The organism is Pseudofulvibacter geojedonensis, from assembly GCF_042675745.1.
Lineage (GTDB): Bacteria > Bacteroidota > Bacteroidia > Flavobacteriales > Flavobacteriaceae > Pseudofulvibacter > Pseudofulvibacter geojedonensis.
Genome location: NZ_JBHTJM010000002.1, coordinates 299,241 through 311,711 on the forward strand (window position 1 = coordinate 299,241; position 12,471 = coordinate 311,711).

Annotated in this window: 13 protein-coding genes; 6 read left to right on the forward strand and 7 right to left on the reverse strand. The window is 31.3% G+C overall.

All coding sequences use genetic code 11. The features are described 5' to 3' along the window. Positions 1-25: 25 nt before the first annotated feature. The 3 genes from ACFQ1O_RS02080 to ACFQ1O_RS02090 are packed head-to-tail and all read right to left on the reverse strand — an operon-like array spanning position 26 to position 5,281. Positions 26-2,746 (reverse strand): AAA domain-containing protein, encoded by a 2,721-nt coding sequence (locus ACFQ1O_RS02080; protein ID WP_377712804.1) that lies wholly within the window; start codon positions 2,744-2,746, stop codon positions 26-28. Next, on the reverse strand, positions 2,739-4,766 hold the full coding sequence (gene ligA, locus ACFQ1O_RS02085; RefSeq protein ID WP_377712806.1) for an NAD-dependent DNA ligase LigA: 2,028 nt from the start codon (positions 4,764-4,766) through the stop codon (positions 2,739-2,741). The genes ACFQ1O_RS02080 and ligA overlap by 8 nt, the downstream gene beginning before the upstream one ends. Positions 4,767-4,768: 2 nt before the next feature. After that, positions 4,769-5,281: a hypothetical protein gene (locus ACFQ1O_RS02090; RefSeq protein WP_377712808.1), complete on the reverse strand. Its 513-nt coding sequence runs from the start codon at positions 5,279-5,281 to the stop codon at positions 4,769-4,771. Between the two features lie 39 nt (positions 5,282-5,320). On the opposite strand from ACFQ1O_RS02090, the gene ACFQ1O_RS02095 reads away from it, so the two are divergent. Continuing rightward, positions 5,321-6,220 (forward strand): DUF72 domain-containing protein, encoded by a 900-nt coding sequence (locus ACFQ1O_RS02095; RefSeq protein WP_377712810.1) that lies wholly within the window; start codon positions 5,321-5,323, stop codon positions 6,218-6,220. A 131-nt stretch (positions 6,221-6,351) separates the two neighbouring features. Here ACFQ1O_RS02095 and ACFQ1O_RS02100 read toward each other — a convergent pair whose 3' ends face one another. Genes ACFQ1O_RS02100 through ACFQ1O_RS02110 form a run of 3 tightly spaced genes read right to left on the reverse strand, consistent with a single transcriptional unit; the run spans position 6,352 to position 8,286 of the window. Next, positions 6,352-6,933, reverse strand: coding sequence for an LOG family protein (locus tag ACFQ1O_RS02100; RefSeq protein ID WP_377712812.1), 582 nt, complete (start codon positions 6,931-6,933; stop codon positions 6,352-6,354). 1 nt (position 6,934) lies between these two features. Continuing rightward, positions 6,935-7,804, reverse strand: coding sequence for a peptide chain release factor N(5)-glutamine methyltransferase (prmC, locus tag ACFQ1O_RS02105; protein ID WP_377712814.1), 870 nt, complete (start codon positions 7,802-7,804; stop codon positions 6,935-6,937). After that, positions 7,801-8,286: a GNAT family N-acetyltransferase gene (locus tag ACFQ1O_RS02110; RefSeq protein WP_377712816.1), complete on the reverse strand. Its 486-nt coding sequence runs from the start codon at positions 8,284-8,286 to the stop codon at positions 7,801-7,803. The genes prmC and ACFQ1O_RS02110 overlap by 4 nt, the downstream gene beginning before the upstream one ends. A 42-nt stretch (positions 8,287-8,328) precedes the next feature. Between ACFQ1O_RS02110 and ACFQ1O_RS02115 the strand changes: the two genes are divergently transcribed. Genes ACFQ1O_RS02115 through ACFQ1O_RS02135 form a run of 5 tightly spaced genes read left to right on the forward strand, consistent with a single transcriptional unit; the run spans position 8,329 to position 11,894 of the window. Further along, entirely contained in the window at positions 8,329-8,787 is a 459-nt protein-coding gene (locus ACFQ1O_RS02115; protein ID WP_377712818.1) for a hypothetical protein, read from the forward strand. 14 nt (positions 8,788-8,801) lie between these two features. Beyond that, positions 8,802-9,815, forward strand: coding sequence for a bifunctional diaminohydroxyphosphoribosylaminopyrimidine deaminase/5-amino-6-(5-phosphoribosylamino)uracil reductase RibD (ribD, locus tag ACFQ1O_RS02120; RefSeq protein ID WP_377713220.1), 1,014 nt, complete (start codon positions 8,802-8,804; stop codon positions 9,813-9,815). Further along, positions 9,808-10,419, forward strand: a complete 612-nt coding sequence (locus ACFQ1O_RS02125) for an HAD-IA family hydrolase (protein ID WP_377712820.1) — start codon at positions 9,808-9,810, stop codon at positions 10,417-10,419. Before ribD ends, ACFQ1O_RS02125 begins: the two co-directional genes overlap by 8 nt. Beyond that, positions 10,420-11,271, forward strand: a complete 852-nt coding sequence (locus ACFQ1O_RS02130) for an EamA family transporter (protein ID WP_377712822.1) — start codon at positions 10,420-10,422, stop codon at positions 11,269-11,271. A gap of 8 nt (positions 11,272-11,279) precedes the next feature. Continuing rightward, positions 11,280-11,894 (forward strand): IMPACT family protein, encoded by a 615-nt coding sequence (locus ACFQ1O_RS02135; protein ID WP_377712824.1) that lies wholly within the window; start codon positions 11,280-11,282, stop codon positions 11,892-11,894. Here the strand turns inward: ACFQ1O_RS02135 and ACFQ1O_RS02140 are convergent. Further along, positions 11,891-12,295: an acyl-CoA thioesterase gene (locus ACFQ1O_RS02140; RefSeq protein WP_377712826.1), complete on the reverse strand. Its 405-nt coding sequence runs from the start codon at positions 12,293-12,295 to the stop codon at positions 11,891-11,893. The genes ACFQ1O_RS02135 and ACFQ1O_RS02140 overlap by 4 nt on opposite strands. Between the last annotated feature and the right edge of the window lie 176 nt (positions 12,296-12,471).

The window sequence follows — 12,471 nt, forward strand, 5'->3', positions numbered from 1 at the left end:
CTTTCAATATAAAAGGGATTACCTTTTAACTAAAACCCCTGCTTTTAATACGTTTGTTTAATGTTGCTATTGTTTCTGGTTTGTAATATTTCCAAGATATGTAAGACAACGGAAAAACACTAATACCCACCCTATTTAATATTTTATAGCGTTCTAAAGAAAAAGCCTCTTGAAAATCTCCTGGATATCCAATTAAATCGATTCCTAAGTACTTGCCTTCAAACTCTACCAAAATATCGATTGATAAACCTGCAATAGTATAACCTAAATGTGGAGTGCATTTAATTTTAGCAAGGTACTCACAAACTTCTTCACTAAAAGTATCATGATTTAAATTCTTGGATTTCTTTACTTCTATACTATTGTCTAAATACTTTCTTAATAAACTTTCCTCATTAAACGTTAACCGATCTTTAGATAAAAAAATCAATTGTTTGTGTCTGGCTCTTGTAACAGCAACATTAAATATATCTTCTTTATTTAAATGATTTAAGCTTGCAGAATGTGAATTGTTATCTACCACCATAGATAATAGCATAACATCTCTTTCTTCTCCTTGAAAATGGTAGGGAGTCCCTAAACGTATTTTGTGTTTATTAATATCTGCTAAATCTACTTGAGCTTTTATCTGTTTAGTTAAATAATCTGTTTGATTTCTAAATGGAGAAAGAACACCTATACTAGTAGCCTGCAACTCTGTTAAATCTATTTCAGATTTAATGATTGATTTTATTTCTTTTATTATGCCTACAGCTTCTTTTTCATTTACTCCTTGAGAAGAATGCTCGCCATTTACTTGGTTGATAAAAACAGACTGCAATCCTTCATTACTAGGTGTCATAGTCATTACTCGCAAACCATCATCATAAAACATCTTATTACTAAACGAAATAATATCTGGTAAAGAACGATAATGCTCATCTAACATGATAATCTGCTCATGACTAGGTGTTAATTCTAAGCTAAAATCGAGCATACTTTTGTTTCTAAAGTTAAATCGTTCATCTAACTCTAATCCGTACTTATTCTGAAAACTCCTCATTTGTACTGTCGATAAGAAACTCATATGTCTTAACTGATTGGTATCTCCAGCAACAACTATTTTTTTAGCTCTCTGAAAAAGGGGTAAACAACTAGCTATATCGCACTGTGTTGCCTCATCTATGATTACTATATCGAATAACTCTTTTTCTAAAGGTAAACCCTGAGAAACTTCATCTATTTTAACCAACCAAACTGGTAAGGCTTCAATTAAACATTTAATATCTAACTTTTTTAACCCTTTGAGTTTTTCTGCCTTATTAGATGAAATAAAAGTATTTATTAATTTAATTAACTCAAGCCTACTTTCCTCTGCAATATTATTTATTTTATATAAAATCGACTTATGTACTAAATCTCCTGAAATACTTTCTAATTCTTTTAATTGTTTAAAGAACTTCTTTATTAAAACCCATTCTTCATCTTCCTTCTCTCTGAACCATTTTACATCTAACTTATTAAATAATTTAGTTATTATATTTCCCGAATAAAGCCTATCTACCCTTTCTTTTTCTTTATTAATCTTTGCATCAAAAAAATCTTCAAACTGAACCAACTTATAATTCATGTATTTTTTACGTTCCTTCAGGTCTATTAAAGAGTCTATATCATATTTTTGATAATAACCAGAAGATATTTTATTCAATCTTGAAACTATCCTTCTTCTATAATACTTACCTCCTACTTTAACAGCAAATGAATTTAATTGCACTGATTTTAACTTATCTTCTATTACCTCTAATGCCTGACTCGTTTTTGTTGCTATCAAAACACTTTTACCTTGTGTTACATACTCCTGAGCTATAGCAGAAATGGTATAGGTCTTTCCTGTTCCGGGTGGACCAATAATTACCGATTTATTATACTGAAATGAGTTTTTTATGACTTCTTCTTGAGAAGCATTTAATAAGACTTGTACTTTGTTAGGTTCAACTCCATTTTGTTTAGCTTCTATTTCTTCTGAGAAGAATTGCTGTAGTGCAGAAGAATATTCCTGAGGCCTTTTAAGAAGCTCTAACTCATTAACAACTCCGTTAATATTATTCGATTTGCTAGAAACAAAAACTGCAGAAGCTGGATACAACTTAAATTCTTCTACTTTATTACTATTAGTGGCTTCTTTCTTTAAAAAACTCTGAGTTTTTAGCTTTGGAAACAACAATAAATCTTCCTCTATATTCTGAATATGCTTATCAATTAATCTTTTAAAAACACTCACAAATCCAAAATCTATTTGTGAATGGTTTTGTAATAACTCTTCTAGTTCAACATAAAAATCGTTAAAAGAAGTTTTATAAATCAAGGTTTTAAGAAAACCTATATTAGGTAATCTAGAGTCATTTTCAACATCAATAAAGTAATCACCCTCTCTCTCTACTACTTGTGCTTTGTAATAAAATAAAGGAGCTATTATATTGGTAGTTCTTTTCTGAAAGTTCTTGCGCTTCCCTACACAAAATAATGTACCATATAACAGTTCTTTGTCGTTCTTGTACATAGCTATATCTTGCAAAATAGATACCGCTTGTTTTTCTGGTAAAAACTGAATGGGATATTTATTATTTACCAGTTCTTCTTCTCCTCTAATTATATACTGATTTTCAAACTTTGAAGAAAATATATTAGAAATAGTAAACTCTCTATTATCTGCTTTGTAACAATCTGTAAAGTATGAAATATACTTTTCTATCAAAGCTTTACTCATTAATCAAACTTAAAAATTCTGTTTCAGACAAAATAATAACCGTTCCTAAAGCTTCAGCTTTTTTCAGTTTCGATCCTGCTTTTTCTCCTACCACTAAATAATTCAATTTGCTACTTACTCCGCTAATGGTTTTCCCTCCATTATCTTCTACCATTTGTTTAGCGCCATCTCTAGTAAACTGTGTTAACTTACCTGTAAACAAAAAAGTTTTACCTTCTAAGACATTACTAGCCAATTCCTTCTCTTCTATTTCAAACTGAATACCCACAGAGCGCAGTTTATTGATAATTGCTACATTTCTTTCCTCATCAAAAAAGGCACGAACACTTTCTGCTATCTTAACCCCTATCTCTTCTACATTTTCTAAATCTTCCTGTGTTGCTACCATTAAAGTATCAATGTTTTTATAATGCTTAGCTAATTTTTTAGCCACCGTAGCTCCTACAAAACGAATCCCCAACCCAAATAATACTTTTTCAAAAGGAACCTGCTTTGAAGCTTCAACTCCATCAACCAAATTCTGAGCAGATTTCTCTGCCATTCGCTCTAACGGAACAATCTGCTCTACCTTTAAATCATATAAATCTGCATAAGTAGTAATCAATCCTTCTTTATGAAGCAAAGCGACAGTTTCTCCTCCTAATCCTTCTATATCTAATGCTTTTCTACTGATATAATGCTGAATCCTACCCACTATTTGAGGTGGGCATTCTAAATCGTTTACACAATAATGTTGCGCTTCTCCTTCTTTTCTAACTAACTCTGAATTACATTCTGGACAATGCGTAATATATTGAGTAGATTGAGAACCTTCTTCTCTTTTTTCTGTAGCAACTGCTACAATTTTAGGAATAATCTCTCCTCCTTTTTCTACATAAACCGTATCACCAATTCTAACATCTAGCTTAGCTATTTGGTCTGCGTTATGCAATGATGCTCTTTTTACGGTTGTACCAGCTAATAAAACAGGCTGTAGGTTAGCAACTGGCGTTATAGCTCCTGTTCTTCCTACCTGATAAGAAATACTTTCTAATACGGTAGAAACTCTCTCTGCTTTAAATTTATAAGCCATTGCCCAACGAGGTGCTTTAGCCGTATAACCCAATTCTTCTTGCTGCGCTAAACTATTTACCTTAATTACTACACCATCTATTTCATACGGCAAATTACTCCTTTCTACATCCCAATAAGCAACATATTCTAAAATCTCATCTATACTACCCACCAGTCTAGAATGCTTAGGAACTTTAAAACCAAACTCACGAGCTTTCTCTAACACCTGCATTTGGGTTTCTATCCCCCCTCTGCCTTCGGCATCTCCCCCAATAGGTGAGAAATCATTGGTTACAATACTATACAAATAACATTCTAACGGACGCTTAGCAGTCTCTGCACTATCGTGTAATTTTAAACTTCCCGATGCCGTATTTCGTGGGTTCATATACGGATCTTCTCCATTAGCTACTCGCTCTTCATTCATTTTCTGAAATCCTTCTAACGGTAACATAATCTCTCCTCTAATATCAAAAGACTTGGGATAATTTCCTTGTAATTGTAACGGAACAGATTTAATAGTTTTTATATTGGTGGTTACCTCGTCTCCCTGAAAACCATCTCCTCTGGTTACCGCTCTTACTAACTGACCATTTTCATATGTAATATTAATAGAAGCTCCATCGTATTTTAACTCGCAAGTATATTGCACATCATCTGTATCTAACAACTTATGGATACGCTTTTCCCAGTCAAGTAAATCTTCCTTAGAATACGAATTATCCAACGAGTACATTCTGTAACGATGTTCTACTGTATTGAAATTTTTAGTTACTTCTCCACCTACACGTAAAGTAGGTGAATTAGCATCATAGAACTCAGGGTGTTTTTCTTCTAATTCTTGAAGCTCTTTCAACAACATATCAAAATCATAATCTGATATGGTTGGTGTATCTAATACGTAATAGTTATAGTTATGCTGACGCAACTCTTTCCTGAGTTGGTTTATTTTTTCTTGTATACTCATCTTTAGTCTCCTTGATGCAAATATTGGTATTCTTTCCCGTTAAAATATAATAGTCCTCCACTACCCTCTTCTTCCCTAATAACAACTCCTATATTTGGAATCTTTATTTCTTTAATTTCAAATAACTCTTCCGACTCATTACTTTCACTATATATAAATTCTTCTTGCTTTTTATTTCTATCAATTTCAAAAACTCCTAACCAATTCATATCATCCCAACCATCATCAGTAAATACCTTTCCTGCTCCTACTATATAATGACTTCCATCAGAATGTTGAAAAAGCAACCCTATTTTTTGTGAAGCTTTTTCTTGAATAATTGTAACCTTATCATCTTTACCATCTCCATTAAAATCTGCTGTTAAAATATTTGGTTCGATTTGACTGGATAATAAATATTTATCAGATAATAATTCTTCACTTTTAAAATCAGATATAAAATCAACATCAACCTTACTTTGCTTTTTACAAGCCACTAAAAACAAGATGATAAATAAAAGTACTATTCTCTTCATAATGTCGTAAATTTAGCTTTTTAAAAGCGCTTAAGCAATATGAAATTCGGAAAAGTAGAAAACCCAGAATTAATCGATTTTATTTTACCTCCAGATCATCCTACTAATACAACTGTATTGGGTGGAAATGAATCTAAATGTAATGTATTTATTGGTTGTGCTAAATGGAATAGACAAGATTTAAAAGGGTTTTATCCTAGAGGAACTAAAGATGAATTAACGTATTATGCTACTCAGTTTAATAGCATTGAGTTAAATGCAACCTTCTATAGAATTTTTCCAAATTCAACTGTAGAAAACTGGTATCATAAAGCCACTCCTGACTTTAAGTTCTTTCCTAAAATACCTCAAAGTATTAGTCAGTTTAAACGCTTAAAAAATTGTGATGCTGATGTAAACGCTTACTTAGATAGTATTTCTAACCTGCAAGAGAAGTTAGGAACCATCTTTTTACAAATGCACCCAACTTTTGCTCCTAAAAGCTTTGATGTCTTAACTCAGTTTATTCAAGCGTGGCCAAAAGGTTTTCCTTTAGCTATAGAACTTCGCCATACCGATTGGTATAATGACAAAGTAGTAGCTAATGACTTGTACCAACTTTTTGAAGAAAACAATGTCTCTAATATTATAGTAGACACCGCTGGAAGACGTGACTTATTACATATGAAACTAACCAATAAAGATGCATTTGTTCGTTATAACGGAGCGAATCACCAAAGCGATTATTCTAGATTAGATGAATGGTTTGAGCGTATTAAAATTTGGATGGATAAGGGACTAGAAAACCTTTACTTTTTTGTTCACCAAAATATAGAGCAGGCTTCTCCTCTATTATCAAAATACTTTATTGAAAAATTTAATAATGAATTAGGTTATAATTTATTAGTACCGAATTTTCCCGAACCAAAAAAAGGAGGTAATAATTTGACTTTGTTTTAATCCCCTCTCCCTAACCCTCTCCCCAAGGAGAGGGAAGAGTAATTGGTGTTTTTTAATCAACTTCTTTATTCGATATGATAATAAATCTAAAAAATACATCAATCTATATTCTCAATTATTATTAAATAAAATCAGGTTTGATTTTTATTCATCCATCTAGGCACTGGCATTGGCTCAAAACTTTCCATCTGTTCTAATAAATCATTTATAGAATCAGAAATCAATACCAATTTTCTGTATTCTGGTTTTAACAACCCAGAATCAATCATGGTTTCTATAAAACTCATTAAGTGGTTGTAAAACCCATTAGTATTCAACAAACCTATTGGCTTTTTATGTAATCCTAACTGGGCCCAAGTCAACATTTCAAACAGCTCTTCTAAAGTTCCAAAACCTCCTGGTAAAGCTATAATCCCTTCTGAAAGATCGTGCATTTTTAATTTACGTTCGTGCATAGTTTCAGTAATAATTAACTCCGATAATTGAGTATGCACCACTTCCTTTGTCGTTAAAAAATCAGGAATAACACCAATAGCTTTACCGCCATTTTCTAAAATTCCATGAGCCACCTTTCCCATCAATCCAATTTTAGCGCCACCATATACTAAACTAATATTTTGACTAGCCATTACTTTTCCTAACAGATAAGCTTCTGCGTTATGAGTTTCATCTTTACTCAATCCAGAGCCACAAAAAACTGCTATACTTTTCATTTTAAATCATTGCTTTTATCATTCTATCATTCCCCGATAGATCTTTTCGTAATTCCACTTGAGAAAATCCTATGCCTTGTAATAATTCAACCGTTTCTTTTCCTAAATATTGATTGATTTCAAAATACAAACTACCATTTTTTGTTAAATGAGTAAGCGCATAATTAGCTATTTCTCTATAAAACAACAAAGCATCTGTATCTTCTACAAACAAAGCTAAATGCGGCTCATAAGCCAATACATTCTTTTTTATTTCGTGCTTTTCTAACTCTCTTACATAAGGAGGATTAGATACAATTACATCAAATTTTTGACTCAACAAATGAGACTCATCAATTAAATTATGTTCTAAAATATTCTGCTCAACAAATTCGACTTTCACTTCATTATTAACTGCATTCTCCTGAGCTATTAATAAGGCTTCTTTAGAAACATCAACCGCAAATACATTAGTATCTGGTAAATTCTTAGCTAAACTAATTGGAATGCAACCAGTACCAGTACCAATGTCTAGAATTGTTAATTGATTGTTGTTAATTGTTAATTGATCATTTATTATCCAATCTACCAACTCTTCTGTTTCTGGTCTGGGAATTAATGTCTTTGGAGTTACCTTAAAGGTTAAACCATAAAAACTAGTTTCACCCAATATGTATTGAATTGGTTTTTCAGTTTTTAATTCAGCTATAGCCTTTTCAAAAAATTGAACATCTTCTTCACTAATTATAATATCTGACTTTAGAACGAAGTCAATTCTATTCAGTCCTAATCTAAAATCTGTCAACCTAAACAAAAATGCTTCAACCTCAGAAGGCTCATAAACAGAACTTAATTCTTTCTTTATATACTGCCTTAATTCTTCTAATTTCATAACTCTTTTATCATCCATCTTGAACAGCTATAATGCCCGGTATTTCCTAATGGTTTTTCTAAAGTTACAAAACCTGTTTTTCTATACAGTTTTCTAGCTGCATCCATATAAGGCATGGTTTCTAAATAGCAACTTTCAAATCCGTATTCCTTAGCTCTTTCTAAACATGAATTCATTAACCTACTTCCTATACCCTTTCCTCTAGTAATTGGCAAAAAGTACATTTTTTGTAATTCGCAAACTTTACCAGAGTAATTAGCTAACTGAGCAATTCCAGCTCCTCCAACAATTTCTCCTTCTAATTCTACTACAAAATAATCAGATGTACTATCTGCATAGGTCTCAAACATTTCATCTAGAGCCTTATCTTCATAGGCAGTTCCTACCTTAGGCACTCCAAACTCAATTAAAACAGCTCTAATTACTTTAGCTATCTGCTCGTTATCTTCTTTTTGTATTTCTCTAATAATAAATTCTGACATTGCTTTAGAAAAACTTATTTTTGTTGGGTAAAGTTAACATCTATGAAGCAGACTATAGCATTCCTTATACTTTTTTTAAGTTTAAATTCATGTATCAAAAGAAACATCGAATACCAAAAACTTGAAAACATTAAAATTATCTCTGTAGATAGTAATGAAATTACCTTAAGTGCCGATGCTATTTTTAAAAACCCTAACATCTTAGGAGGTAAGGTTTTTCCTGAAGATTTAAAAGTATTTATTGGAGAAGAAGAAATTACAAGTGTAAAGTCTAGAGATTTTAAGGTACCTGCAGTAAAAGAATTTTCGGTTCCTTTAGAAGCCACTATACCTTTTAACAAGATTCCTGGATATAAAAAAGGGGGAATTCTTGGGGTAATAATGGGAAGTCTGTCTAAAACACATAAAGTTTCCTTTAAAGGAATTTTAAACTATCGAGTAGCTGGCTTTAAATCGATTTATAAAATAGACCATACAGAAGAATTAAAACTAGAGCTATAAATTATAAAGTATACATAGAGCGTTGTATTCAATTAGCTAAGAACGGAATAGGGTCTACCTATCCCAACCCTTTAGTTGGTTCTGTTATTGTTCATAACCATAAAATTATTGGAGAAGGTTGGCACCAGCAAGCTGGATTGCCACATGCAGAAGTGAATGCTATTAATTCTGTTAAAAACAAAGAATTACTTCAAGAAGCTACTATATATGTTTCTTTAGAACCTTGTAGCCATTTTGGAAAAACTCCTCCTTGTGCCAATTTAATTATCGAACACAAAATACCGAAAATTGTAATAGGCTGTGTAGATAGTTTTTCTGAAGTAGCTGGAAGAGGAATTGAAAAGTTAAAAAATGCTGGCTGTGAAGTAATTGTAGGCGTATTAGAACCTGAATGCTTAAGTTTAAACAAACGATTCTTTACATATCATAACAAAAAAAGACCTTATATATTTTTGAAGTGGGCACAAAGTAATGATGGTTATATTGCTCCAGAAAACAATACAAAAATCACCTGGATATCTAATTCGTTTTCCAAGCAACTGGTACATAAATTACGCTCCGAAGAACAAGGCATTTTAGTAGGCACCAATACTGCTTTAACAGACAACCCAAAATTAAATACTAGAGAATGGTTTGGTAAATCGCCTACAAGGATTGTTATTGATAAGAGTTTAAAAATTACTAACTCTTATAGTTTATTAGATGGCTCTGTTAAAACAATAGTATTCACCGAAAAAGAAAAAAAATCCAATTTCAATGTTGTTTACGAAAAAATAGATTTTACTAAGGCTATAGCTCAACAAATATGTAACGTGTTATATCAACACCAATTACAATCTGTTATAATTGAAGGAGGCACTAAAACACTACAAACTTTTATAGACGAAAACCTTTGGGATGAAGCCTTTGTTTTTGAAGGTAACAATTCGTTTAAAAAAGGAATTAAAGCTCCTATACTTCCTGAAAGTACACTACATAGCACTAAAAAAAATTCAACCGACAACTTGAAAATATTCTCTAATGATTAAAAACCTACTATTTGATTTTGGCGATGTATTCATCAACCTTGACAAACAAGGTGCTATGCAAAATGCCTTAGAATTATTTGGAATAAAAGAGTTTTCTAAAGATATGATTCGTATTAACGAACAATACGAAATAGGTGCTATTAGCTCAGAAAAATTTCTTGAGTTTTATGAAAGTAAATTCCCTAAACTCTCTAGAAAAGAAATTATTAATGCTTGGAACTATATTTTAAAAGATTTTCCTATACATCGTTTAGCTTTTATTCAACAAGCATCTAAAAAATATCGTTGCTTTTTATTGAGTAACACTAATGAAATACATATTGATTGGATTAAAAATGATTGGGGAATAGAATTATACAACGATTTTAAATCTTGTTTCGAACAATTTTACTTATCACATGAAATTGGATTTAGAAAACCCAACAAAGATATCTATGAGTTCGTTTTACATGAAAACAAACTTAACGCATCTGAAACCTTGTTTATAGACGATACAAAAGAAAATACCGATGCTGCAAAAAAAATAGGTTTTAACATTTGGAACAACGATCCTTATAAACAAGATGTAGTAAATTTATTCAGTATTAAAAAAGAACTGTTTTAAATGATTTATTTAATTCTTTGCGTTATATTTTCTAGTGCGATTTATATCGTTTTCAAACTTTTTGAACGTTATAAAATTAACATCCTGCAGGGAATTATAGTTAACTATTTTGTTGCTTTTACCATTGGCATATCAACAAGTAACACTCATTTTTATCTATCTGAAATACCAGATAAACCCTGGTTTTTTGGCGCTTTATTTTTAGCTTTTATGTTTATTAGTGTTTTTAATGTTATGGGAATTACTTCTCAAAAAAACGGAGTAAGTGTTGCTGCAATTGCTGGCAAAATGGCTGTTGTTATTCCTATTATTGCTGGTGTTATCCTCTATAACGAAAAATTAAACTCTTTAAAAATAATCGGTATTGTTTTAGCGTTACTTGCCGTTTACTTTACCACTCAAAAAAATAACGAGTCTACGCTTAACACCAAACCTAGTATTATTCCTCCTGTACTACTATTTATTGGAGCTGGTATAATTGACACAAGCTTAAAATACATTCAAACCAATTATGTACCTTCTAACGACACCGCTTTATTTTCTGGAATTCTATTTGGACTTGCTGGACTTATTGGTGTTGTTTTCTTTTTATTTAAACCTAAACCTATTACTCTTAATAATGTATTAGGCGGTATGGTATTAGGAATTGTTAACTACTATTCTATTTATTATTTATTGAAAGCTTTAGAAACAGACGGAATGCAGAGTTCAGAATTTTTCTCAATTAATAACGTTGCTATAGTAATGCTAAGCACTTTATTAGGAGTCTTGTTTTTTAAAGAGAAACTCAACACAAAAAACAAACTAGGAGTTTTTATTGCAATAATTTCTATACTTTTGATCTCTCTTTAATTTACGCATTGAAAGTAAAAGATACATACAAAACAATTGAAAAACCATTTAAAGGAGAACTCTTTAAAGATCGTGGAAGTAAATTTTACGGATATGCTTATCCTATTCAATCTGAAGAAGACGTAAAACCTTTAGTAGAACAATTAAAGAAAGAGCATTATAACGCAAGACATTGGTGTTACGCATGGCAATTGGGTACTTCAAAAATTAGATACAGAGCTAATGACGATGGTGAACCAAGCAACTCTGCTGGACCTCCTATTTACGGACAAATACAAGCCTTTGATGTAACTAATGTACTAGTTGTTGTAGTTAGGTATTTTGGAGGAACTAAATTAGGAGTTGGCGGACTAATGAATGCCAACAAAACAGCTTCTAAATCTGTATTGGAAATAGCAGATATTATAGAAAAAACCATCGACAGAGTTTTTCATATTTCGTTTGAGTATAAAGATATGAACAAAGTAATGCGAATTATAAAAGAGCAAAATTTAACTATTAGTCACCAGAAGTTAGAACTTAAATGCGAATATACTTTACCCGTAAGAATGAAAGATGCAGATAAAATCTACGAAATTTTTGATAATTTTTACGGAGTTGAAATAAAAGAATTAGAAAGTTAAATTTCTAACTTTTCTAAAATAAAGTTTGGACACGTTATAGGCTTTTTTGTTTCCATATTTACAAACACCAAAGTAGTTTCTGCTGTAGATATTAAGCTATCCGTTTCATCATACACTTCGTAATCAAAAATAATTTTAACTGTAGGTTTTTCTCTGAGCCTCGTTTTTATTGTTAATAACTCATCATATTTTGCAGGCTTTTTATAATTAATATTTAGGTTTACTACTGGCAACATCACTCCTTTCTCTTCCATTCTCTTGTAAGAAATCCCTAATTCTCTTAACCACTCTACTCTACCTACCTCAAAATACTCGGCAAAGCTTCCGTGATAAACTACTCCCATCTGGTCCGTTTCTCCATAACGCACTCTTATCTTAGTTATATTCGGTCTAAATTCCATTACTTATTAAAATTTAACATACTATGTATCTATAAAAACACTAAATTTAAAAACATTATTATGGGATTCTAATTACAGAAACGATAAAATATATTTTTATTAACATATGTTACATCAGTATGAGAAAAAAAAATTAAAAATTCAATAGGCATCACGTTTTTTTTTTCATTTTTTTG

Bases quoted from the DNA above. Each gene is read 5' to 3' on its own strand.
- ACFQ1O_RS02080 (WP_377712804.1), bottom strand. From the start codon at position 2,746: ATGAGTAAAGCTTTGATAGAAAAGTATATTTCATACTTTACAGATTGT.
- ligA (WP_377712806.1), bottom strand. From the start codon at position 4,766: ATGAGTATACAAGAAAAAATAAACCAACTCAGGAAAGAGTTGCGTCAG.
- ACFQ1O_RS02090 (WP_377712808.1), bottom strand. From the start codon at position 5,281: ATGAAGAGAATAGTACTTTTATTTATCATCTTGTTTTTAGTGGCTTGT.
- ACFQ1O_RS02095 (WP_377712810.1), top strand. From the start codon at position 5,321: ATGAAATTCGGAAAAGTAGAAAACCCAGAATTAATCGATTTTATTTTA.
- ACFQ1O_RS02100 (WP_377712812.1), bottom strand. From the start codon at position 6,933: ATGAAAAGTATAGCAGTTTTTTGTGGCTCTGGATTGAGTAAAGATGAA.
- prmC (WP_377712814.1), bottom strand. From the start codon at position 7,804: ATGAAATTAGAAGAATTAAGGCAGTATATAAAGAAAGAATTAAGTTCT.
- ACFQ1O_RS02110 (WP_377712816.1), bottom strand. From the start codon at position 8,286: ATGTCAGAATTTATTATTAGAGAAATACAAAAAGAAGATAACGAGCAG.
- ACFQ1O_RS02115 (WP_377712818.1), top strand. From the start codon at position 8,329: ATGAAGCAGACTATAGCATTCCTTATACTTTTTTTAAGTTTAAATTCA.
- ACFQ1O_RS02125 (WP_377712820.1), top strand. From the start codon at position 9,808: ATGATTAAAAACCTACTATTTGATTTTGGCGATGTATTCATCAACCTT.
- ACFQ1O_RS02130 (WP_377712822.1), top strand. From the start codon at position 10,420: ATGATTTATTTAATTCTTTGCGTTATATTTTCTAGTGCGATTTATATC.
- ACFQ1O_RS02140 (WP_377712826.1), bottom strand. From the start codon at position 12,295: ATGGAATTTAGACCGAATATAACTAAGATAAGAGTGCGTTATGGAGAA.